The sequence below is a fragment of the Xanthomonas sp. AC360 genome (assembly GCF_979258225.1).
In genome coordinates, this window is sequence record NZ_OZ409846.1 from 2726099 (window position 1) to 2749764 (window position 23666).

20 protein-coding genes and 1 tRNA gene are annotated in these 23666 nt (G+C 63.3%); 19 read left to right on the forward strand and 2 right to left on the reverse strand.

All coding sequences use genetic code 11. From position 1 onward, the window contains the following. Positions 1-23: 23 nt before the first annotated feature. From ACZZ0O_RS11815 to ACZZ0O_RS11825, 3 genes are all read left to right on the forward strand, one after another. The gene (locus ACZZ0O_RS11815) at positions 24-1874 is read left to right on the forward strand and encodes a glycosyltransferase family 39 protein (protein ID WP_463590834.1); all 1851 of its coding nucleotides are present in this window, start codon (positions 24-26) and stop codon (positions 1872-1874) included. A gap of 99 nt (positions 1875-1973) precedes the next feature. Further along, positions 1974-3314 carry a hypothetical protein gene (locus ACZZ0O_RS11820; protein ID WP_463590835.1) on the forward strand — a complete coding sequence of 447 codons (1341 nt, stop codon included), beginning with the start codon at positions 1974-1976 and terminating at the stop codon, positions 3312-3314. A 229-nt stretch (positions 3315-3543) separates the two neighbouring features. Further along, positions 3544-4524 (forward strand): glycosyltransferase family 2 protein, encoded by a 981-nt coding sequence (locus tag ACZZ0O_RS11825; protein WP_463590836.1) that lies wholly within the window; start codon positions 3544-3546, stop codon positions 4522-4524. A 480-nt stretch (positions 4525-5004) separates the two neighbouring features. On the opposite strand, the gene ACZZ0O_RS11830 is transcribed toward ACZZ0O_RS11825, so the two are convergent. Further along, positions 5005-5580: a Maf family protein gene (locus ACZZ0O_RS11830; RefSeq protein ID WP_463590837.1), complete on the reverse strand. Its 576-nt coding sequence runs from the start codon at positions 5578-5580 to the stop codon at positions 5005-5007. Between the two features lie 109 nt (positions 5581-5689). Between ACZZ0O_RS11830 and ACZZ0O_RS11835 the strand changes: the two genes are divergently transcribed. From ACZZ0O_RS11835 to ACZZ0O_RS11895, 13 genes are all read left to right on the forward strand, one after another. Further along, positions 5690-6199 (forward strand): YceD family protein, encoded by a 510-nt coding sequence (locus tag ACZZ0O_RS11835; RefSeq protein WP_055845836.1) that lies wholly within the window; start codon positions 5690-5692, stop codon positions 6197-6199. 97 nt (positions 6200-6296) lie between these two features. Further along, positions 6297-6491 carry a 50S ribosomal protein L32 gene (rpmF, locus tag ACZZ0O_RS11840; protein ID WP_010368401.1) on the forward strand — a complete coding sequence of 65 codons (195 nt, stop codon included), beginning with the start codon at positions 6297-6299 and terminating at the stop codon, positions 6489-6491. Between the two features lie 89 nt (positions 6492-6580). Then, the gene (locus tag ACZZ0O_RS11845; RefSeq protein ID WP_055845834.1) at positions 6581-7558 is read left to right on the forward strand and encodes a beta-ketoacyl-ACP synthase III; all 978 of its coding nucleotides are present in this window, start codon (positions 6581-6583) and stop codon (positions 7556-7558) included. Between the two features lie 623 nt (positions 7559-8181). Continuing rightward, complete coding sequence (gene fabD, locus ACZZ0O_RS11850; RefSeq protein WP_463590838.1) at positions 8182-9126, forward strand: ACP S-malonyltransferase; 945 nt, start codon at positions 8182-8184, stop codon at positions 9124-9126. A gap of 82 nt (positions 9127-9208) precedes the next feature. Then, entirely contained in the window at positions 9209-9952 is a 744-nt protein-coding gene (fabG, locus tag ACZZ0O_RS11855) for a 3-oxoacyl-ACP reductase FabG (protein WP_463590839.1), read from the forward strand. 156 nt (positions 9953-10108) lie between these two features. Further along, entirely contained in the window at positions 10109-10348 is a 240-nt protein-coding gene (gene acpP, locus ACZZ0O_RS11860) for an acyl carrier protein (protein ID WP_002814322.1), read from the forward strand. Between the two features lie 141 nt (positions 10349-10489). Then, positions 10490-11725, forward strand: coding sequence for a beta-ketoacyl-ACP synthase II (gene fabF, locus ACZZ0O_RS11865; RefSeq protein ID WP_055845825.1), 1236 nt, complete (start codon positions 10490-10492; stop codon positions 11723-11725). Between the two features lie 175 nt (positions 11726-11900). After that, the gene (locus tag ACZZ0O_RS11870) at positions 11901-13256 is read left to right on the forward strand and encodes an aminodeoxychorismate synthase component I (RefSeq protein ID WP_463590840.1); all 1356 of its coding nucleotides are present in this window, start codon (positions 11901-11903) and stop codon (positions 13254-13256) included. Between the two features lie 60 nt (positions 13257-13316). Further along, positions 13317-14390: an endolytic transglycosylase MltG gene (gene mltG, locus ACZZ0O_RS11875; RefSeq protein WP_463590841.1), complete on the forward strand. Its 1074-nt coding sequence runs from the start codon at positions 13317-13319 to the stop codon at positions 14388-14390. Continuing rightward, positions 14387-15346, forward strand: a complete 960-nt coding sequence (locus ACZZ0O_RS11880; protein ID WP_463590842.1) for a DNA polymerase III subunit delta' — start codon at positions 14387-14389, stop codon at positions 15344-15346. Before mltG ends, ACZZ0O_RS11880 begins: the two co-directional genes overlap by 4 nt. Further along, positions 15343-15696 carry a PilZ domain-containing protein gene (locus ACZZ0O_RS11885; RefSeq protein WP_003483889.1) on the forward strand — a complete coding sequence of 118 codons (354 nt, stop codon included), beginning with the start codon at positions 15343-15345 and terminating at the stop codon, positions 15694-15696. Before ACZZ0O_RS11880 ends, ACZZ0O_RS11885 begins: the two co-directional genes overlap by 4 nt. Before the next feature lie 327 nt (positions 15697-16023). Continuing rightward, a tRNA-Val gene (locus ACZZ0O_RS11890) sits at positions 16024-16098 on the forward strand. A gap of 426 nt (positions 16099-16524) precedes the next feature. After that, entirely contained in the window at positions 16525-16851 is a 327-nt protein-coding gene (locus ACZZ0O_RS11895; RefSeq protein WP_104617099.1) for a hypothetical protein, read from the forward strand. Between the two features lie 135 nt (positions 16852-16986). Here the strand turns inward: ACZZ0O_RS11895 and prpR are convergent, their stop codons facing one another. Next, the gene (gene prpR / locus ACZZ0O_RS11900; protein WP_463592443.1) at positions 16987-18585 is read right to left on the reverse strand and encodes a propionate catabolism operon regulatory protein PrpR; all 1599 of its coding nucleotides are present in this window, start codon (positions 18583-18585) and stop codon (positions 16987-16989) included. 145 nt (positions 18586-18730) lie between these two features. Between prpR and prpB the strand changes: the two genes are divergently transcribed. The 3 genes from prpB to acnD all read left to right on the forward strand — a co-directional run bounded on the left by prpB (position 18731) and on the right by acnD (position 23664). Further along, positions 18731-19627: a methylisocitrate lyase gene (prpB, locus tag ACZZ0O_RS11905; protein ID WP_055846320.1), complete on the forward strand. Its 897-nt coding sequence runs from the start codon at positions 18731-18733 to the stop codon at positions 19625-19627. A 72-nt stretch (positions 19628-19699) separates the two neighbouring features. Further along, positions 19700-20854 carry a bifunctional 2-methylcitrate synthase/citrate synthase gene (prpC, locus tag ACZZ0O_RS11910; RefSeq protein ID WP_463590843.1) on the forward strand — a complete coding sequence of 385 codons (1155 nt, stop codon included), beginning with the start codon at positions 19700-19702 and terminating at the stop codon, positions 20852-20854. Between the two features lie 215 nt (positions 20855-21069). Then, a complete protein-coding gene (acnD, locus tag ACZZ0O_RS11915) occupies positions 21070-23664 on the forward strand; it encodes a Fe/S-dependent 2-methylisocitrate dehydratase AcnD (RefSeq protein WP_463590844.1) in 2595 nt (864 codons plus the stop codon). Positions 23665-23666: the final 2 nt, after the last annotated feature.

Below are 23666 nucleotides of genomic sequence, written 5' to 3' on the forward strand. Positions count from 1 at the left end.
TGAAAAGAAGAGTGCACAGGGCAATGCAGGGGGACCAACGGGCACATCGCACCTTCGTGATCCTGTGGACACTGGCGACGGCCGTCAAGCTGTTGATTGCCGCACGGCTGCCGTTGTTCGTGGACGAAGCGTTTTATTGGCAGGAAGGCCAGCACCTGGCCGCGGCCTATTCGGATCTGCCGGGAATGACTGCCTGGCTGGCGCGCCTGGGTGTGGAGGTTGGCGGGCACCATCTGCTGGCGTTGCGGCTGCCGTTTCTGGCCATCGCCGCGCTGCTGCCATGGCTGATCGCGCACATCGCCACGCGCTGGTTCGGCTCCACGCTGGGCTGGCAGGCCGGCAGTTTGACGCTCCTGATGCCACTGTCGGCCACGCTCGGCATCCTGGCCGTGCCGGACGTGCCGATGGCGCTGGCGGCGGTGTTGTGCATGGATGCCGGTGCACGGCTGCTGCGCGAGGTCGATGCCACCAGCGCGCTGGAGCTGGCGATCGGTCTGGTCATCGGCGCGCTCAGCCACTACCGCTTCGTCGGTGTGATCGGCATGGGCTGCATCGCGTTGCTGTGCATTCCGCAGGGGCGCGCGGTGCTGCGCGATCCGCGCATCTGGCTGGCGCTGACCGTGGGTGCGGTGAGCTGGCTGCCGCTGCTGTTCTGGAATACCGACCACGACGAGGCCGGGCTGCGCTTCCAGTTGGTCGACCGGCATCCGTGGCGGTTCCAGATCAGCGGGCTGTGGTTCTTGCTGATCCAGACGGTGGCGGTGACGCCGCTACTGGCCTGGGCGATGGTCAAGGTCAGTCTGGCCGGCACGCGTGCCGGCGGCGGGTCGCGTGCGCAGTGGCGCTATTTCGGCTTGCTGGGCGGCATCTCGACCGTGGCGATCTTCGTGCTCGGCTTCTTCAGCGATGCCGAGCGGATCAGCTTCCATTGGCCGTTGCCTGGCTATTTCGCATTGCTGGTGGCGGTGCCGGTGATCCTGATGCGCTGGCCGCATTCGCTGCGCCGTGCCGCTTGGCTGATCGCGCTGCTCGGCACACTGGGTGCCTACGGCTATTACCTGGCGGTCTCGGTGCCGTCGATCCGTGCGCATGCGGCTGGCGAAAAATACTACCCACGCAATTTTGCCGGCTGGAACGGTCTGGCGCGTGCGGTCAAACGCCAGTTGGCGCAGATGCCGCCGGGCACGCGCGTGCTGGCAGAAAATTTCAAGGTGGGCGCCGAACTCGGATTTCAATTGCACGACGCACAGATCGAGGTGTTGCGCGCCGACTTGAACGACAAGCACGGGCGCAGCGCGCAATTGCAGCAATGGGGCCTGCTCAGCGACGGACGCCGTGATGGCCCGCGTCTGCTGGTGCTGTCGCCCAGCGATCAGCGTTACCGCGATCTGCTCAAGCGCTATCACGCCATCTGCGACATGGTCGGGCCGTTGCCACCGCCCACGGTGGTGTCCACCGATCACGGGTATCAACGTTTTCTGCTGTTCGCACTGCCGGCGCAACGCGCGCCCGGGCCGTGCATCGCCCCGGCGATGGCCTGGATCGATACGCCGCTACCGGATGTGCGCGTGGCCGGCCAGGTCCAGGTGCGCGGTTGGGCGTTCAAGGACGGCGTTGGCCTGGCCGATGTGGAGTTGCTGCTCGATGGTCGCCCGGTCGCGCAGGCCGACTACGGCAGCCCGATGGACGTCCGCCCGTACTGGAAGATTTCCACCGACCCGCAGCACCCCAATGTCGGCTTCTCCGCCACGCTCGACACGCACGCGCTGCCGCCCGGCACGCATTGGCTGGGACTGCGCCTGCACGGCCGCGACGGCAGCGTCGAGGAGTGGTGGGAGCAGCCGCTTACTGTCACAAGTGATGTTGGGCAGTAGAGTTCGAGCGCCGAGGGGAGTGCTCTGAATAGAGCGGCAGATACGGATAAAGATTTGCCGTTAATTCGCTAATGAATTTCGTAAATGGGAAGATTGTAAATGCATGCGCCTAAATCAGCCGGAAGCGTGGTTACACGTTTTACACAAGGAAATCTTGAGCGTTCGAAGTTAAATCGCCACGTGTGGGGGGGCTTTATTCTGAGCGCTATGGTCTTGGTATGGTTGACGCTCAGGTGGCATATCCCAATCCTGCTTTGGGACCATTTGGATATCGTTCCGATCTATCAAGCGTGGCAAGACGGTGACCTGGGTGCGTCCGAATTTTGGAAGGTGCACGACGGTAGTCATCTTCACACTGCAGCGTACGCAATTTTGCTACTGACGACCTGGGTCTCCCATGGACAAACATGGCTCGATTGTCTTGTAAGTGTGGCTGTTCTGGCTGTCTGTGGCTTGCTTCTGGTGCGGATGGCTATTCGTGAATTCGAAGGTCGCTTGAGTCCTGGGTGGATACTTGTCTTTGTTTTTCTCGCGCTGTATCCCGCGCATCTCATTAATTTGCAGTGGGGTTGGCAGGTCGCAGTATTCGTTAGCCTATTGGGTGTCATCGCACCGGTCTACTTGTTAACCAGTGCCACCCTGCGATGGCCTGCAAATTTGTGTGCGGTGGTCTGCGCCACCGTGGGTGTGCTCGGTTTTTCTACTGCTTTAGCAGCTTTCCCCGTCTCAGTGTGGTTGATCATTCGGCATCGGAGTCATCCCTTGGGGCTGCGCCTCTCGATGTGTCTGCCATGGTTGGTTGCAGTGATCTGGCTCTTCATGTTGTTGCGCGGCGGGAATGCTGGATCATTCGTCGAGAACCCGGATATCGTCACGCTGTCCAGATATGTGTTGAATTATTTGGGTAGCGGCCTGATGCATTTCTCTAATGAAATGGCGCCGGTATTTGCCGTCATCGCAATGGGTACTGCAATATGGGCGATCTTCCGGGTGCGATTGAGAGAGGATCTTGTGCCGTGGGTGAGCCTCATGGCGTTGTCGGTGGGGTTCGCGATTATGACGGCATGGGGACGTGCAACGCTTTTCGGCGCCGAACATGGTTTCATGCCTCGGTATGCGAGTTTTTCCATCCTATTCTGGATCGGTTGGTTTGGAGTCATGCTGGCGGCTTTCCGTGATGCGCCTCACTGGCCTTGGGTGAGAGCACTGTTGCTGCTATGTGTTTGTGCTGCTGCGTTCAACGGCCTTCACTTGGCAAAGAAGGCCGTGAAGGTAAGTGAGCGCTCTCAGAGAATCGCTGTGCAGATTCAGCAGGGTTACCCTCACGTTGATCAGCAGGTGTTGACGGAAGCCTACGACTGGCGCAGCAAGTTCGCCGAAGAGCGTCTCCGCACTTGGCACAGGTATGGTTTCGCCCCATTCGAAGACCAGCCGCTTTGAAGTTGCTAAAAAAACGGGCTATGCAGTCGTCATGCGGGTGCGGCCGGTGCTCGGAATCGGCATGTGTCGCATGTGCAATGCAACTTATTTCGTGCTGCCAGCGAGTGCCTGACCGCCATTCGTGACGTGTCATTTGCCGCTCTTTGCATACATTAAATGCGTCGATCTCTTTAGTATTTCGACTGTCAGGAACTTGCCGAGTCGTAGGTATGAGGCGCTGGAGGGTGAATTGCAGAATCTGGCTGAGAGATTGGTTGAAAAAGAGTGCTTGACCGTGGTGGTGGCTGCCTACAACGAGGCTGCCACTCTGCCGCTGCTGCATCCGCGCATTATGCAGGTGCTCGAACAGCTCGACGATGTACAGGTTGCATTGTTGTATGTCGACGATGGTAGCCAGGATGCGACATGGCAGGTGTTGTGCGAACTGGTAGGTGGCGATGCACGGGTTTCGGCGATCCGTTTGTCGCGTAACTTTGGCAAGGAGGTCGCGCTGACTGCAGCGCTTGATCGGGTCACGAAAGGTGCTGCATTCATCCTTGATGCCGATGGACAGGATCCACCAGAGTTGATTCCCGAGTTTGTCGCGTACTGGCGGCAGGGCTACGATAATGTTTTCGGTACCCGCCTCGCGCGTGACGGTGAGCACTGGCTAAAACGTGCCTCTGCGGCTGCTTTTTATCAAGTGATTGGTAGGTTGTCGAAGACGCCGGTTCCCGCTAATACCGGTGATTTTCGCTTGCTGTCTGCGCGAGCGCTTGCTGCCTTGCGCCACATGCGCGAGCGTGGCCGCTTCATGAAGGGTTTGTTTGGCTGGATCGGTTACCGCCAGAAGGCCGTGACTTACCGCCGCGCAGCTCGCTTGTCGGGTACCTCAAAGTTCACCTTCTGGAAGTTGTGGAATCTCGCGCTCGACGGCATCACGGGATTTTCGACTGTGCCATTGCGTGTTGCCACTTATGTGGGGTTGCTCACTGCTGTGTTTTCACTGCTGTTTGCTTGCTGGATCGTTATAAAAGCCTGTGTCTGGGGCGATCCGGTCGCTGGCTGGCCAACGATGATGGCAGTGATCTTGTTTCTGGGCGGAATCCAGTTGACGGCATTGGGCCTGATTGGAGAATATCTCGGTAGGCTGTATGACGAAGCAAAGCAGAGGCCATTATATTTTATTGAAGACGCTCTTGGTTCCTTACGTATTCATTCGATGGAATGAAATGATGGAGTCATTTATGTCTGCTTTGTTTGATGTGCACAATCAGGTCTTGGTCGAAAAAGGGTGAATACAGTGCCTGCGCCGAAAACGGCAGGTGAATTCATCTTGGCTATGCCGTTTGGATGGTTTAAGGATGGTGGTCGATCCAGGTGCGGTAGTCGATATCGCCAAAACCACGGTTCGTAATTGTTCTGAATGTTGGCTCAGCGGTTCGATTCGATTTCAAATTAGATGCATTGGCATCGCGCCGGCTACTGATGTGCGATAACGCCCTTGTGGGAGATGGCGACGCCTTTTGGATGAGGTGATCGGTACGCACTGTCGCGCCTGCTTGCTTGCGGGCTTGCAGGGTAGATGGCAAGGCCTGGTTCCAGCTTCGCTGTCGTGGCTTGCATGTCGACTGTCCTGCTAATTGATTAGCACTTTGGCCGCAGGGTGGATCAGGTTTGCTGGCTCATCAGCGATAATTGGCAATCGCCCTTAAGGCAGGTCAAACCCCTCCTGCCGCAACAGCCGCGCCAGCGCGATCAGCGGCAGGCCGACCAGCGCGGTGGGGTCTTCCGAGCGAATCGCATCGAACAGGCTGATGCCCAGGCCTTCGCATTTGAAGCTGCCGGCGCAATCCAGTGCCGGTTCGGCGGCCAGGTAGCGTTCGATCTCCACCGGTGTCAGCGGGCGCAGCTGTACCTCGGTGACATCCAGCGCGTGCAGGTGGTGAGCAGGGCCGATCAGGCTGACGGCGGTGTGGAAACGCACCACGCGCCCGGACATGGCGCCTAGCTGCGCGCGGGCCTGGTCCAGGGTTCCCGGTTTGCCCAGGGCGCGGCCGTCCAGATCGGCGACCTGGTCCGAGCCGATGACCCAGGCGTCGGGCGCATGCGCGGCCACTGCGGCGGCCTTTTCGGCAGCCAGGCGGCTGGCCAGCGCGCTCGGCGCCTCGTCCGGCAGCGCCTGCTCATCGACCTCCGGGCGGGCGGTGGTGAAGTCCAGTTGCAGGCGGCCGAGCAGCTCGCGCCGGTAGACGGAGGTAGAGGCAAGGATCAGGCGTGGCATCATGAGCGCCGAAAAGGAGGGGCAGGGGAGTCTGCCAGCCCGCATGCCGCGCAGCACGTGTGAATGGGTGCATTTGACATGGCTACTGCGGGTCTTTAACATTCTGCGGCTTATGTCCGCGAACGTACCCGAAATGCTGGATGCTTGGCGGATGGTCGCAGCGCGCAGGCGCTTCGATGGCCGCATCCCGCTATCTGCGATGACCCGCTTGCAGGGGAGTCTGGTCGATACCGATGGCGAATGTGTTTATTCGCTTCAGTTCGATCAGGACGATCTGCTCAAGGTCGCCTATGTCGAACTCAGCATCGATGTCGAGCTGCCGTTGGCCTGCCAGCGCACCTTGCAGCGTTTTCTGTATCCGGTGCAGATCAGGCAGCGTCTTGGCCTGATCCGCAACGAAGACGAAGAGTCCGCGTTGCCACTCGATTACGAAGCCTTGCTGGTGCCCGATGACGGCATGTTGCGGGCGGTGGATCTGGTGGAGGACGAACTGGTGCTGTCGGTGCCAGTGGTGCCGATGGCGCCGGGCAGCGAGGCCGTCGAGGCAGAGTGGGTGCCGAGCCAGGAAGAGCAAGACAAGGCCAGTCCGTTCGCGGCGCTGGCAGCGTTGAAGAAACAGTAACCGCCGCTGTTAAGGGCGGAAAGACAGGTCGACGCGGGCGTAGAGCGTGCTGTTCGACTCAACAGACAAGTTATCGAACTAAAGTTGGAGCAATCCCATGGCTGTGCAGAAATCCCGTGTCACCCCGTCGCGTCGCGGCCAGCGTCGTTCGCACGATGCCCTCACCGCCAAGCAGCTGTCGACCGATCCGACCAGCGGCGAGATTCATCTGCGCCACCACATCACCGCTGACGGTTATTACCGCGGCAAGAAGGTGATCACGACCAAGTCGTCGGCCGTCCAAGAAGATTGATCCGTGGCGCCCGCCGCAGTTTTGTTGGCGGGTGACCCTCGATACTTCCGGAGCCGCCAATCACCGCGGCTCTTGCATCAGGAAACAGCATGAGCAAGCGGATCTATTCCAGAATCGCGGGCACGGGTAGCTATTTGCCCGAAAAGGTGTTGACCAACGACGACATGTCCAAGATCGTCGACACCAGCGATGAATGGATCTTCTCGCGCACTGGTATCCGTGAGCGTCACATCGTCGCCGACGACCAGACCACCAGCGATCTGGCGTATTTCGCCTCGCTGAAGGCGATGGAAGCGGCCGGTGTCACCGCCGACGAGATCGATCTGATCGTCATCGGCACCACCACGCCCGACCTGATCTTCCCGTCCACTGCCTGCCTGCTGCAGGCGCGGCTGGGCAACGTCGGTTGCGGAGCGATGGACGTCAATGCCGCCTGTTCGGGCTTTGTCTACGCGCTCAGCGTGGCCGACAAGTTCGTGCGCAGCGGCGATGCAAAGACCGTGCTGGTGGTAGGTGCGGAAACGCTGACCCGTATCGTCGACTGGACCGACCGCACCACCTGCGTGCTGTTTGGCGACGGCGCTGGCGCGGTGATCCTTAAAGCCGACGAAGAGACCGGCATCCTCAGCACCCATCTGCATGCCGACGGCAGCAAGAAAGAGCTGCTGTGGGACCCGGTGGGCGTATCGGTTGGTTTCGGCGAAGGCAAGAATGGCGGCGGTACGTTGCTGATGAAGGGCAACGACGTCTTCAAATATGCGGTCAAGGCGCTGGATTCGGTGGTCGATGAGACCCTGGCGGCCAACGGCTACGACAAGCACGACCTGGATTGGCTGATCCCGCATCAGGCAAATCTGCGCATCATCGAAGCCACCGCCAAGCGGCTGGATCTGCCGATGGAGCAGGTGGTTGTCACCGTGGATCGCCACGGCAACACTTCGTCGGCCTCGGTGCCGCTGGCGCTGGACGAAGCGGTCCGCTCGGGTCGCGTGCAGCGTGGCCAATTGTTGCTGCTGGAAGCGTTCGGTGGTGGATTTACCTGGGGCTCGGCGCTGCTGCGCTACTGAGTTCCGCAGACCCTGCCGCCTCGGCGGACAGGGTCTGGCGCTGTCAGGGCGATGCGTCCTGCAGAACCGACGTCAAACGCGCTGTGATCGCTGGACCGTGCTCCGGCGTAAGCCGTCTGCCGCTGCAATCGGCCGGTCTGGCTCGGTCTCTTCATCTCTTCGCATGCTGCTGGGGCTTGGGTGCCGTGCGCCCTGGGTCGCGCAGTGGCGGCAATTCCGCGCGCTTTCTTCATTTGCGGCGGATCGGCGAGTTGCATGCGTATCCGGTCAATAGTCCGCGAGTTGGCTTGGCTGTAACCAAACTGCGCTGATCCCCAGCAACAACGCTCGCTTGTTTTGAGGCAGTCTTGCGATGCCGATACGCCCATGCGCGACCATCGTTGGGGCACTCTGCAAGCCTCTGCCGCACGCAATGCAGGGTCCGACTTGAGCAGTGTGTTTGCTCTGACGCCGGTATTAGCCGGTCTGCCTGGACCGGTTTACCGATGGTCATCTCGGCCTGCGGCGGCGGTTGTTCCTGCCCGGCCAAGTGTTGTCGCAGGCCGGGCTGCATACGCGGCAGTACAGACGCTAGAGCGATTTCGCACGTATCATCCCGGCTCGATTTTTGCTGGCAGCCGCGCGTGACTGAATCCACTCTCGCCTTCGTTTTCCCCGGTCAGGGGTCGCAGTCTTTGGGGATGCTGGCCGAACTGTCCGAATTGCATCCGCAGATTCGCGAAACGTTTGCCGAAGCCTCGGAAGGTGCTGGTGTCGACCTCTGGGCGCTGTCCCAGGGCGGCCCGGAAGAAATGCTCAACCGCACCGAGTACACCCAGCCGGCGCTGCTGGCGGCGGGCGTGGCGGTGTGGCGGCTGTGGACTGCGCAGCGTGGCGCGCGCCCGGCTGTGTTGGCTGGGCACAGCCTGGGCGAATACACCGCGCTGGTGGCCTCTGGTGCCTTGTCGCTGCATGACGGCGCACACTTGGTGCGGCTACGCGGGCAGTTCATGCAGGCCGCAGCGCCGGCCGGTGTCGGTGCGATGGCGGCGGTGCTTGGTGCCGAAGACGCCCTGGTGCTGGAGGTCTGCGCTGAGGCGGCAGGCAGCCAGGTGGTGGTGCCGGCCAACTTCAATTCGCCCGGCCAGATCGTGATCGGCGGCGATGCGGCGGCGGTGTATCGTGCGCTGGCCTTGCTGGCCGAGCGCGGCGTGCGCAAGGCGGTCAAGCTGGCGGTGAGCGTGCCGTCGCACACTCCGCTGATGCGCGATGCGGCTAATCAGCTCGGCGAAGCGATGGCTGGGTTGGCCTGGCACGCTCCGCAGATTCCGGTGGTGCAGAACGTCGATGCGCGCGTGCACGAGGGCAGCGCGGCAATTCGCCAGGCCTTGGTCGAGCAGCTCTACCTCCCGGTGCAGTGGACCGGCTGCGTGCAGGCGCTGGCGGCCCAGGGCATCACCAAGATCGCCGAATGCGGCCCGGGCAAGGTGTTGAGCGGGCTGATCAAGCGCATCGACAAGAGCCTGGACGCCCGCCCGCTGGCCACGCCAGCCGATTACGCCGGCGCGCTCGACGCGTGGGTGCACTGATCCGACGCACATGCCGGTGGTACCGGCATCCCTCGACGCTTGCGGCACTGATCGCAGCGTCCCCCTTTGAGGAACAGTAGTCATGAGCAAGCCTCTGCAGGGCGAAATCGCCCTCGTCACCGGCGCCAGTCGCGGCATCGGCGCGGCCATTGCCGACACCTTGGCCGCCCAGGGCGCCACCGTGATCGGTACCGCCACCTCGGCCTCCGGCGCCACGGCCATCGGCGAGCGGCTGGCGGCCCATGGCGGCCACGGTCGCGAACTCAACGTCACCGATGGGGCGGCGGTCGATGGCCTGATCGAGGCGATCGGCAAGGAATTCGGCGCCATCTCGATTCTGGTCAACAACGCCGGCATCACCCGCGACAACCTGTTGATGCGGATGAAGGAGGACGACTGGCAAGCCATCATCGACACCAATTTGACCAGCGTGTTCCGCACCTCCAAGGCGGTGATGCGCGGCATGATGAAGGCGCGCAAGGGCCGCATCGTCAATATCGCCTCGGTGGTCGGTGTGACCGGCAATCCGGGGCAGACCAACTACGCCGCGGCCAAGGCCGGCATCATCGCGTTCTCCAAGTCGCTGGCCAAGGAAATCGGTTCGCGCGGGATTACCGTGAATGTGGTGGCGCCCGGTTTCATCGATACCGACATGACCAAGGCGTTGCCGGAGGAGGCCAAGGCCGCCTTGCTGCAGCAGATCGCGCTCGGTCATCTGGGTGCGCCGGAGGACATCGCCAACGCGGTGGCGTTCCTGGCCGGCCCGACCGCCCGCTATATCACCGGCGAGACCCTGCACGTCAACGGTGGCATGTACATGCCGTGAGCGTGCGCCGCCGGGAGGCGCTAAGTGGCTGATCGGCCGGGACTTGTGATGCAATGCAAGGCTCGGGCGCTTCCACTACACTATCCAACGCGGCCATCGCAGCGGCGATGGCGTTTTTTTCGTACCACCACTACTCCAGCTGGAGCGATATCCCCAATGAGCACCATCGAAGAACGCGTCAAGAAAATCGTCGTCGAACAACTCGGCGTCAAGGAAGAGGAAGTCACCACCAGCGCATCGTTCGTCGATGACCTGGGTGCCGACTCGCTGGACACCGTCGAGCTGGTGATGGCGCTGGAAGAAGAGTTCGAGTGCGAGATCCCGGACGAAGAGGCCGAGAAGATCACGTCGGTCCAGCAGGCGATCGACTACGTCAAGGCTCACGTCAAGAGCTGATGCGTTGTTCCTGACTGCGGTGGCGTGCATTACGCCGCTGCTGCGTCAGACATTCCATGGGGCCGCTGATGCGGCCCTGTGTTTTTCAAGCGTCACCCGCAAACCGCAAGCACCGTCCGTTCCGTGGTGAGGAGATCTGCAATGAGTCGTCGTGTTGTCGTTACCGGCATGGGCATGGTGTCGCCGCTGGGCAATGATCTGGCCAGCAGCTGGGATGGAATCATCCACGGGCGCTCAGGCATTGGCCCGATCACGCAGATCGATGCGTCGCAGTTCACCACCAAGATCGCCGGCGAAATCAAGAATTTCGACCCCACGCTTTTTGTGTCCGCCAAGGACGTCAAAAAGATGGATTCGTTCATCCACTACGGTGTCGGTGCGTCGTTCATGGCGCTGGACGATTCCGGCCTGGTCATCGACGAAAGCAATGCCGAACGCGTTGGTGCCATTCTCGGCTCCGGCATCGGCGGGCTGCTCGGTATCGAAGAGCAGACCATCAAATTTCATGAGGGCGGCGCGCGCAAGATTTCGCCGTTCTATGTGCCCAGCACCATCATCAACATGTTGCCGGGCCAGGTCAGCCTGATCAAAGGCCTGAAGGGCCCGACGTTCTCGGCCGTATCGGCGTGCGCCACGTCTAATCACTCGATCGGCACGGCGATGCGCATGATCCAGTACGGCGATGCCGACGTGATGCTGGCCGGCGGCGCCGAGCGCGGGTCCTCGCCGAGCTCGGTGGGCGGGTTCTGCGCGATGAAGGCGATGTCCACCCGTAACGACGACCCCACCGCTGCATCGCGTCCCTGGGACAAGCAGCGCGACGGCTTCGTGCTGGGCGACGGCGCCGGCGTGCTGGTGCTGGAAGAGTACGAACACGCCAAGGCGCGTGGCGCGCGCATCTATGCCGAGTTGGTCGGCTTCGGCGCCAGCTCCGACGCGTTCCACATGACCGCCCCCAGCGAAGACGGCGAAGGCGCGGCGCGCAGCATGGTGGCCGCCATGCGCGATGCCAAGCTCAACCCCGAGCAGATCGGTTATCTCAACGCGCACGGCACCTCCACGCCGCTGGGCGATCTGGCCGAAACATTGGCGATGAAGCGCGCGCTGGGCGACCACGCCTACAAGACCATGGTCAGCTCGACCAAGTCGATGACCGGCCACCTGCTCGGCGCTGCCGGCGGTGTGGAAGCGATCTTCTCGGTGATGGCGCTGCATACCGGCATCATCCCGCCGACCATCAACCTGGAAGAACCCAGCGAAGGCTGCGACCTGGATTACGTGCCGAACGTGGCGCGCGAAGTCCAGGTGGATGCGGTGATGTCCAACGGTTTCGGCTTTGGCGGCACCAACGGCACACTGGTGTTCAAGCGCGTCTGAGTCGGCGCGCCTGCGCGCTCGCACGGCGCGCCACCCAACAGTCCTTGGCCGCCGCGCACACTGCGTTCGTGCGGCCAGCCGGACAGTGTTGGCTTGACCTAATCCTGATCCACGCATCGCGCGCGCTGCCTTTTGGAAGGCGGCGCGCTTTTGCATCTCACGCCACCCCGGACCGATGACGCTCACCCGATCACTGCACGCGGACATCGATTTGCTGGCGCTGCATCGGTTGGCGCCGCAGCGGTACCCGGCGTTGCTGGAATCCACTGCCTCCGGTACCGAGCATGGGCGCTGGGATGTGCTGTTGCTGGCAGATGGCGCCAGCCTGCGGCTGGATCCGGATGGCGTGACGCGCAATGGCGATGGTCAAACGCTCGAATGCAATTTTTTGGACGCGCTGGATGCTGCCTGGCACGCCGAACGGCTGCCGCGCGATGCGACCAGCGCATTGCCGTTTCGTGGCGGCTGGGCGGTATTGCTGGACTACGAATTGGCCGCGCAGGTCGAGCCGATCCTGCAGCTGCCTGCGCGGACCGATCGCCTGCCGAGCGCGCTCGCCTTGCGTGCGCCGGCGGCGGTGTTGCGCGATCGCGTGGACGGGCGCTGCATCGCGCTGGCCGAACCGGGGCGCGAGGATCTGCTAAATCGCATCGCTGACGACATAGCCGCCTGCGCTGCGCTGCCGCCGTTGCCGGCCTGGGTCGGGCCGGTTGCGGTGGACGAAGACGTGCCCGAGCGCTTTACCGATGCGGTGCAGCGGGTGCTCGATTACCTGCGTGCCGGCGATGTGTTCCAGGCCAATATCTCGCGCGCCTGGAATGCACGGTTTGCCGCGGCGGTGGATCCGGCGGCGCTGCACGCCCGGTTGCGTTCGGCCAACCCCGCGCCGTTCGCCGGCGTGTTTGTGGCGGCCGGGCGCGCGGTAGTGAGCTCCTCGCCCGAGCGGCTGGTGTCGGTGCACGGCGATACGGTGCAGACGCGCCCGATCGCCGGGACGCGCGCGCGCTTTGCCGGCGACGACGATGCGGCGCGCATCCGCGAGCTGGTCGGCCACCCGAAAGAGCGCGCCGAGCACGTCATGCTGATCGACCTGGAGCGCAACGACCTGGGCCGGATCTGCGTGCCCGGCACGGTCGAGGTGGATGAGCTGATGGCGGTGGAAAGCTATGCCCACGTGCATCACATCGTCAGCAACGTGCGTGGCCGTCTGCGCGCGGGGGTCACGCCGGGCGAGGTGATCGCTGCCGTGTTCCCGGGTGGCACGATTACCGGTTGCCCGAAGGTGCGTTGCATGCAGATCATCGCCGAGCTCGAACAGACCGCGCGCGGCGCCTACACCGGCGCGTTCGGCTGGCTCAACCGCGATGGCGACATGGATCTGAACATCCTGATCCGCACCGCGGAGGTGGCGGGTGCGCAGGTGCGCTTCCGCACCGGCGCCGGCATCGTGGTGGACTCGGACCCGCAACGCGAGCTGGATGAAACCCGCGCCAAGGCACGGGGCGTGCTGCGTGCGATCGAGCCGACGTGAGCGCTTCAACGGGACATCACCGGCGCGCGGTATCCTGCGCGGCGCTAGGGCAATGACGAGGTGGGTGTGGCGGTGACTGGCAAACGCGGATGTCTGGCCGTGCTGGGCACGGCATTGCTGCTCGTAGCGCTGCTGGCGATTGCCGCGCTGGTGGCATGGCGGCATTACCTGCACTTCGCGCAGACGCCGGTGAGCGCCACGGCGCCCAGCGTGGTGATTGCGCCGGGCGATTCGCTCAGGGCCACCTTGCGCAAATTGCGCGAGGCCGGCATCGCGCAAGGCACCGATCTGGAATGGCAGCTGCTGGCGCGCCAGGTCGATGCGGCCGGCAAACTCAAGGTGGGCGAGTACGCGTTGGCGCCGGCCCTGTCGCCGCGCGAATTGCTCGGTCGCATGCGCCAGGGGCGGGTGATCCAATACCGTTTCACGATCGTGGAAGGCTGGAATTTCCGCCAGTTGCGCGCCGCGTTGGCCACCGCCACGCCATTGCAGCAGACCATCGGTAACCTGGATGACGCCGCGCTGATGGCGCGGGTAGGTGTTGTCAATCAGCATCCGGAAGGCCGCTTCCTGCCGGAGACCTATCTGTATCAACGCGGCGACAGCGATCTGGACGTGCTCAAGCGCGCCCATGCGGCGATGGACAAGGCACTGGCGCAGGCCTGGGAGCAGCGCGCCGCCAACGTGCCGCTGACCTCGCCAGAGCAGGCGCTGATCCTGGCGTCCATCATAGAAAAGGAAACCGCACTGGGCAGCGAGCGGCCGTTGATCGCCGGGGTGTTTCTGCGTCGCCTGCAGCTGGGCATGAAGCTGCAGACCGACCCTACCGTGATCTACGGCATCGGCAGCAGCTACGACGGCAACATCCGCCGCCGCGACCTGACCACCGATACCCCGTACAACACCTACACCCGCACCGGCCTGACCCCCACGCCGATCGCCATGCCCGGCCGCGAGGCGCTGCTGGCAGCGGTGCGCCCGGCACCCGGTGATGCGCTGTATTTCGTGGCCGTTGGCGACGGTACCGGCGCGCATGCGTTTTCGGCGACCCTGGCCGACCATAACGCTGCGGTGGCGCGCTACCTGCAGCGTCGCCGCCTACCGAACATGCCGCAACCGGAGCCCACGCCATGACCGCCGCGTTTTCGCCCTGGCAGCAGCGCGCCTTCGACCAGACGGTGGCAGCGCTGGATGCCGGCCGGCTCGGACACGGGCTGCTGATTTGCGGCCCGGAAGGGTTGGGCAAGCGCGGCGTGGCGTTGGCGCTGGCCGAGCACGTGTTGGCCAGCTCGCCGGACCCGGCGTTGGCCCAGCGCACGCGGCAATTGATCGCCGCCGGCACCCATCCGGATCTGCAGCTGATCTCGTTCATTCCCAATCGCACCGGCGACAAGCTGCGCACGGAAATCGTCATCGAGCAGGTGCGCGAGGTGTCGCAAAAGCTGTCGCTGACGCCGCAGTACGGCATCGCCCAGGTGGTGATCGTCGACCCGGCCGATGCGATCAATCGCGCCGCCTGCAACGCCTTGCTCAAGACCCTGGAAGAGCCCTCGCCGGGCCGCTACCTGTGGCTGATCAGCGCGCAGCCGGCGCGTTTGCCGGCCACCATCCGCAGCCGTTGCCAGCGTCTGGAATTCAAGCTGCCGCCCGCGCACGAATCACTGAACTGGTTGCTGGCACAGGGCATCAGCGAGCGTGCCGCGCAGGATGCCCTGGACGCCGCACGCGGCCACCCCGGGCTGGCCGCACAGTGGTTGCGCGAGGATGGCCTGACGGTGCGTCGCGCGGTGGCGCAGGACCTGGAGCAGATCGCCAGCGGCCGCGCCGGTGCGGTAGAGGTTGCGCAGCGCTGGACTAACGACGGCCAGGCCGATCAGCGTCTGCGGCATGCCGCCGACCTGGCATTGGCGCAGGCCTCGGCCGGCTTGACCGATCCATCGCGGTTGCACAAGCTGGCGACCTGGTTCGACGCCGCCAATCGCACACGCGACCTGCTGCGCACCACCGTCCGCGCCGACCTGGCAGTGACGGAATTGCTGCTGGCCTGGCGCGAGGGAGCGCACCAGGCACGTTCTAGGGGAACTCGATGAGTGCAATGAATGCACGCCAAGGCATTTTGTCGCTGGCGTTGAAAGACAAGCCGGCGCTCTACAGCGCGTACATGCCGTTCGTGAAAGGCGGCGGCATCTTCGTGCCCACGCCCAAGCGCTACATGCTGGGCGATGAAGTTTTCCTGCTGCTGACCCTGCCCGATTCCAGCGAGCGCCTGCCGGTGGCCGGCAAGGTGATCTGGACCACGCCTGCGGGCGCGCAGGGCAACCGCGCCGCCGGCATCGGCGTGCAGTTTCCGGACGGCCCGGAAGGCGAGGCGGTGCGCAACAAGATCGAAACCCTGCTGGCCGGCCTGACCACCTCGGACAAGCCGACGCATACGATGTGATGCGGTTGTTGTTGGACATGCGGCCGGCCGCCGGCCGCCGCACAACGGCAGCGGCAGGGTTGCCACTGATTGCAGTGCGCTGACTGCGGTGTAGGTGAGATTCCTGCCAGGTGGGAATGAGCCATCGAGAGCCAGGCAAGTGATCGGCTTGGCGCTACGGCCAGCCAGTTAACGTGCGTGATGCCGGGCAGAGAGGGGCAGCGCCGCCGGCTGGCGGGAGGATGCCGGCGTCTGCAAACCGCCGTGGTTTTCAGTAGGCATCCACCGGGTCGAACGCGGCTGTTGACGATTGCTGCAGCTGCCCTATAATGTGCGGCTCGCGTCACCGGGCGGTTAGCTCAGCGGTAGAGCATTGCCTTCACACGGCAAGGGTCACAAGTTCGAACCTTGTACCGCCCACCATGAATTCAGAGTCAGATGAAAACCGGCGAAAGCCGGTTTTTTTCTTTGCCGCAATGTCGTAGCGGCTACATGGATGGGCGATGCGATAGCGTCGCAGTCCTCATTCTTATGCAGCACTCGGCAGTCACTGCCACTCACTCAGCGGAATGCATGCTGTGCAGTGGTTCGCGTTGGCGCGAGACATCGCGATGTCGCCTTTCTTGCGCGTTCGATCAGGGCTGGCCATCTGCATGGCTTGGACGCTGCGGTTAATCGATTGCACCAGTGATGAATCCGTGTGACTGGGTCGCTGTCTCACACTTGGTAGTGGCGCTGCATTGCATTTCGAGAAGCGGTGCACGTAAGCACTTTTCGCTAGGGTCGGTGCCTTGCGAGCTCGACAGGGACTTGCCATCCTGCAAGGCCCCGGATCGAGATGGAGTGGCGATGAAGACGCTGCTTGGAAGTGCGCTGGTTGCGATGTTGTTGTTGGCCGGGTGCGCGCGCGATGTTGGCGAGCAGTACGTGGGCAAGTGGGTCAATGTGAAGTCGCAGAAGAATGTGCTGAGCATCGAGCACAATGGCGAGAGTTTCATCATTCGCGATACCACGCCGGAGCTGTTCGGTAGTGGCGTGAGGACCCGAAATTATCCGGCGCTGCTCACCAAGGGTGTGCTGCAGGTGTCCAGCGGCAGCGGTACGGTCAATTATGCGATCGACGAGGCCACGGGTCGACTGAGCACGGGCGATACCGAGTACACGCGGATCAAGTGATCGCCGTATCGGCGCGTGCGTGCTGATTGTCGTGCTCAGCCGCGTGTCATGCATGCTGCATGCAGCGGTGCATCACCTGATATGCGGCATTGCCCCTGTCCTACCTGTGCTGAAAGCCGAGCCAACGTGCAGTGTTCAACGCTGTGGCGCCATCGCCTGTGCCTGCATCCAGCGCCACAAGGTGGTGCGCGAAACGCCGAGCGCCTGGGCGGCGAGGGCACGGTTGCCGTTGGCGCGTTCCAGTGCCGTGCGCACCGCTGCGGCGGTGAGTTGCAGGCGCGATGCTGCAAGCTCGGTGTGTGCCTGCGGTGCAGGGTCGCTGTCGTGTGCGTCGAACAGTTCCGGCGCCCAGCGTTGGAGTTGTTCCAGGCTCAGGTGGTCGTGCGCTTGTGCCTTCCAGTGAATGCATAAGCGTTCGACCAGGTTGCGTAGTTCGCGCACATTGCCCGGCCATGCATGCCGTTGCAGCCGTTGCAGCGCTGCGGGCGACAATGGCGATGCGATGCTGCCCAATTGCTGAAAGTAATGCGTCAGCAGCATTGCGATATCGTCGGGGCGGTGGCGTAACGGCGGTAGTGCGATACGTAGTGCATTCAAGCGATAGAACAGGTCGCGACGAAAGCGCCCTTGCTCTACCAAGGAATGCAGATCCTGCAGGCTGGCAGCGATCACGCGCACATCCACCGCAATTGGCACGGTGGCGCCGACGCGCAGCACTTCGCGCTCTTCCAGCACGCGGAGCAGGCGCATCTGTAGCGGCATCGGCAATTCGCCGATTTCGTCGAGAAACAACGTGCCGTCCTGCGCAGCTTCGATCAGGCCCGTGTGGCCGCCGCGGCGTGCGCCGGTGAAAGCGCCATCGCTGTAGCCGAACAATTCCGCTTCCAGCAGCGATTCGGTGATGGCGCCGCAATTGATCGCGACAAAGCGGCCATGCCGGCGACTGCCGGTATGCAGTTGTCGGGCGACCAGCTCCTTGCCGGTCCCGGTCTGGCCGCTGATCAACACGGTGCCCGCGTGCGGCGCATACAACTGCACCAGCTCGCGGACGTGCACCATTGCCGTGTCGTCGCCGAGCAGTGCATCGCTGCGGCGTGTCCGTCGTGCGTTGCTGCGGGCGGCTGGGCGTTCCTGGCTGGAAGCAGTGCCTAATGCGATGGCGTTTTCCAGCGCGTGACGGACCGAATCTGCCGAATACAGCAGCACGCCGGGCAGGCCGGCCTGCTCGGCGAAATCGATCGCCATGCCGGTGCCCACGATGACCTGGATACCGCCGGCGCGCAGGTCGGCAATGCAGTCGCGCGCGTCTTCGGCGGTGACGAAGCGGCGATGTTCGATGTCCAGGTCGAAGCTGCGCTGGAAGGCGTGGAACGAGGGGACGTCGCTGGCATGGGTCACCACGCCGATGCGTGGCGCGATGCGGCGCGCACGCGCCAACGCTTCCATCAGGTCGAAGCCGGTGGCCTGGATCGGCGCCAGCGGCAACGCGAGCCGGCTGCGCAGGTAGGCGGCGTTGGAGCCGCCAGCGACCAGGACGTCGCAGCGCTCGCGGCGCAGGCGCTGGCCGATGATGTCCACGGCATCGGCAAAGCCAAGGTTGATCTGCTCGATCCGCGCGCGCTGGTCGAATTCGGGGATGACGTCGGCAAGCAGGCCGGTCAGTCGCGACACGCTGACGGTCCAGATCACCGGTGGCGATGTGTCTGCCGGGTCGGCGGGGGAGGGGTTACGCATCGACATTGGCGTGTTCCATAGATGTTTCATGTTGCGCCACGTGTTGCATATCCGCAACGATTCGCTGACGGTGCCCAATGGAATCAAGTGCTTGCGATTGGCACAGGGTTTGCGAACTATCCGTTATCCCATCCCAGGAATCGCCATGACGTCCTCGCCCATTTCTTCCGCCGGTACCCGCTTCCGCGCGGCGCTGGCCGCCGAGTCGCCGCTGCAGGTCATCGGTGCGATCAATGCCAACCATGCGCTGCTGGCCCAGCGTGCGGGGTATCAGGCCATCTATCTCTCTGGCGGCGGCGTGGCGGCGGGTTCGTTGGGGCTGCCGGACCTGGGCATCAATACGTTGGAAGATGTGCTGATCGATGTGCGCCGCATTACCGATGTGTGCGGGTTGCCGCTGCTGGTGGACGTGGACACCGGCTTCGGGCCGAGCGCGTTCAACATCGAGCGCACCATCAAATCGCTGATCAAGGCGGGCGCGGCCGGTTGCCATATCGAAGACCAGGTCGGCGCCAAGCGCTGCGGGCATCGGCCGGGCAAGGAGATTGTCAGTCAGGGCGAGATGGTGGACCGGGTCAAGGCGGCGGCCGATGCCAAGACCGATCCGGCGTTCTTTTTGATCGCGCGGACCGATGCCATCCAGATGGAAGGCGTGGACGCGGCGATCGAGCGCGCCATCGCCTGCGTGGAAGCGGGCGCCGACGGCATCTTTGCCGAGGCCGCCTACGACCTGGACACCTACAAGCGCTTTGTCGATGCGGTGGGCGTGCCGGTGCTGGCCAACATCACCGAGTTCGGCAAGACGCCGCTGTTTACGCGCGACCAACTGGCCGCTGCCGGCGTGGCGATCCAGTTGTTTCCGCTGTCGGCATTTCGTGCGGCCAACAAAGCTGCCGAGGACGTCTACACCGCGATCCGTCGCGATGGCCATCAACAAGCGGTACTGGAAACCATGCAGACGCGCGAAGAACTGTACGAACGCATCGGCTACCACGATTACGAACAACGCCTGGATGCACTGTTTGCACGCAAAGGCGCATGATCGCCGCTTGCTGCGTCCACCTGGTCACTCCTCCGTGACACCGCAACACGCCACAGCTTGGGAGCTCATCGCATGAACGACACCACCATTCCCGGTTTCAAGCCGAAAAAATCCGTTGCCCTGTCTGGTACTGCTGCAGGCAACACCGCGCTGTGCACCGTGGGGCGCAGCGGCAACGATCTGCACTATCGCGGTTACGACATTCTGGATCTGGCAACCACCAGCGAGTTCGAGGAAATTGCGTACCTGCTGGTGCACGGCAAGCTGCCCAATAGCGGCGAATTACGCGGTTACAAGGCCAAGTTGCGGTCGTTGCGTGGCATGCCGGCTGCAGTGAAAGCGGCGCTGGAGCAACTGCCGCCGTCGGCACACCCGATGGATGTGATGCGCACCGGCGTCTCGGTGCTGGGCTGCCTGCAGCCGGAGAAGGACGACCACAATCATCCGGGCGCGCGCGACATCGCCGACAAGCTGATGGCGTCGTTGGGCTCGATGCTGCTGTATTGGTATCACTACAGCCACAACGGCAAGCGCATCGAAGTGGAAACCGATGACGATTCGATCGGCGGGCATTTCCTGCATCTGCTGCACGGGTTTGCGCCGAAGGATTCATGGGTGCGTGCAATGCACACCAGCCTGATCCTGTATGCCGAGCACGAGTTCAACGCTTCCACGTTTGCATGCCGGGTGATCGCCGGCACCGGCAGCGATATGTACAGCGCCATCGCCGGTGGCATCGGCGCGCTGCGCGGACCCAAGCACGGCGGCGCCAACGAAGTGGCCTTCGAAATACAGAAGCGCTACGACACCCCGGATGAAGCGGAAGCCGATATCAAGGCGCGCGTGGAGCGCAAGGAAGTGGTGATCGGCTTCGGCCACCCGGTGTATACGGTGTCCGACCCGCGTAACAAGGTGATCAAGGACGTGGCGCGCGAGCTGTCCGATGCGCAGGGCAGCCGCAAGATGTACGACATCGCCGAGCGCTTGGAAACGGTGATGTGGGACATCAAGAAGATGTTCCCCAACCTCGATTGGTTCAGTGCGGTGAGCTACCACATGATGGGTGTGCCGACTGCGATGTTTACGCCGCTGTTCGTGCTGGCACGCACGGCCGGTTGGAGCGCGCACATCATCGAGCAGCGCGTGGACGGCAAGATCATTCGCCCGTCGGCTAACTACACCGGGCCGGAAGATCAGGTCTTCGTGCCGTTGGATCAGCGCGCCTGACTGTGTGGGCGGCCCTGTCCCTCATCCGCCCTTCGGGCACCTTCTCCCGCCTGCGGGAGAAGGGCACCGCAACCGCACCGCAGTAGCAGCGGCGCCGGATAGCAACACCGCCACAGCAACACCGCCACAGCAACGCAATCGCAGCACTGCAACCGCACAGCAATAGCAGTACCGCAACCGCAAGAAACCTCGCCCGCCTTGTGATATCGCCAGCCATGAACAGCCAGTACCGTAAGCCCTTGCCGGGTACCTCGTTGGAGTATTTCGATGCACGCGCCGCAGTGGATGCGTTGCAGCCGGGCGCGTATGCAGCGCTGCCGTACACCGCGCGCGTGCATGCCGAAAACCTGGTGCGGCGCGCCGAGCCGCAGATGCTGGAGGCCTACCTGCGCCAGCTGATCGAGCGCAAGCGCGACCTGGATTTTCCGTGGTTTCCGGCGCGTGTGGTCTGCCACGACATCCTGGGGCAGACCGCGCTGGTGGATCTGGCCGGCTTACGTGATGCCATCGCCGAGCAGGGCGGCGACCCGGCGCAGGTCAATCCGGTGGTGCCGGTGCAGTTGATCGTCGATCACTCGCTGGCAGTGGAGTACGCCGGTTTCGACAAGCAGGCCTTTGCCAAGAATCGCAGCGTGGAAGATCGCCGCAATGCCGATCGCTTTCACTTCATCGAATGGACCAAGCGGGCGTTCGAGAACATGGAAGTGATTCCGCCGGGCAACGGGATCATGCATCAGATCAATCTGGAGAAGATGTCGCCGGTGATCTACACGCTGGATGGCGTGGCGTTTCCAGATACCTGCGTGGGCACCGATAGCCATACCCCGCACGTGGATGCGTTGGGCGTGATCGCCGTGGGTGTGGGCGGGCTGGAAGCGGAGACCGTGATGCTGGGGCGCGCGTCGTGGATGCGCCTGCCCGACATCATCGGCGTTGAATTGTTGGGCCGGCCGGCGCCGGGCATCACCGCCACCGACATCGTGCTGGCCTTGACCGAATTCCTGCGCCAGCAGCGCGTGGTCGGTGCGTATCTGGAGTTTTATGGTGCCGGCGCCAGCGCGCTGACCATCGGCGACCGCGCCACCATCTCCAATATGACGCCAGAATTCGGTGCGACCGCGGCGATGTTTTACATCGACCAGCAGACTATCGACTACCTGCGGCTGACCGGCCGCGAGGACGCGCAGATTGCGCTGGTGGAAACCTACGCAAGGCATACCGGCTTGTGGGCCGACGCTCTGGTCACTGCGCAGTATGAGCGCGTGCTGCAGTTCGACTTGTCGAGCGTGGTGCGCAACATGGCCGGCCCGTCCAACCCGCACAAGCGGGTGGCGACCACCGAGCTGGCAAACCGCGGCATCGCCGCTGCGTGGGAAGACGTGCCAGGGCAGATGCCCGATGGCGCGGTGATCATCGCGGCGATCACCTCGTGCACCAACACCTCCAATCCACGCAACGTCATCGCGGCCGGCCTGCTGGCGCGCAACGCCAATGCGCGTGGCCTGACCCGCAAACCGTGGGTGAAAAGTTCGCTGGCGCCCGGCTCCAAGGCGGTGCAGCTGTATCTGGAAGAGGCCGGCTTGCTGAGCGAGCTGGAGCAACTGGGCTTCGGCATCGTGGCGTTCGCCTGCACCACCTGCAATGGCATGAGCGGCGCGTTGGATCCGGTGATCCAGCAGGAGATCATCGACCGCGACCTGTATGCGACGGCGGTGTTGTCGGGCAACCGCAATTTCGATGGGCGCATTCATCCGTATGCCAAGCAGGCGTTTCTCGCTTCGCCGCCGTTGGTGATCGCCTATGCCATCGCAGGAACGGTGCGCTTCGATATCGAAAAGGATGTGCTTGGCATCGATGCGGATGGCACACCGATCACGCTGAAGGATCTGTGGCCGAGCGATGCGGAGATCGACGCCGTGGTGGCGCGCAGCGTCAAGCCGGAGCATTTCCGCAGCGTCTACGACCCGATGTTCAAGCGCAGCGTGGGGCAGGGCGCGCGCGTGAGCCCGCTGTACGACTGGCGCCCGACCAGTACCTATATTCGCCGTCCGCCGTATTGGGAGGGCGCGTTGGCCGGTGTACGCACGCTGCATGGCATGCGCGCGCTGGCGGTGCTGGGCGACAACATCACCACCGATCACCTGTCTCCCTCCAACGCCATCATGGCAAGCAGTGCGGCCGGCGAATACCTGGCGCAAATGGGCGTGCCGGAAGAAGACTTCAATTCTTACGCTACCCATCGCGGCGACCATCTCACCGCGCAACGCGCCACCTTCGCCAACCCGAAGTTGGTCAACGAAATGGCCGTGGTGGATGGGCAGGTCACCGCCGGTTCGCTGGCACGGTTGGAGCCGGACGGGCAGGTCGTGCGCATGTGGGAAGCGATCGAAACCTATATGACGCGCAAGCAGCCGTTGGTCATCATTGCCGGCGCCGATTACGGGCAGGGTTCCTCGCGCGACTGGGCGGCCAAGGGCGTACGGCTGGCGGGCGTGGAAGCGATCGTGGCCGAAGGCTTCGAGCGGATCCACCGCACCAACCTGATCGGCATGGGCGTGCTGCCGCTGGAATTCAAGCCGGGGACCGATCGCAAGACACTAGGTATCGACGGCAGCGAAACATTCGACGTGATGGGCGAGCGTACGCCAGGCGCAACGCTGACGTTATCGATCCATCGCCGCAACGGCGAGCAGCTGCAGGTGCCGGTGACCTGCCGTCTGGATACTGCGGAAGAAGTGGCGATCTATGAAGCCGGCGGCGTGTTGCAACGGTTTGCACAGGATTTTCTGGAAGCGAGCAAGGTGGCGTAGGC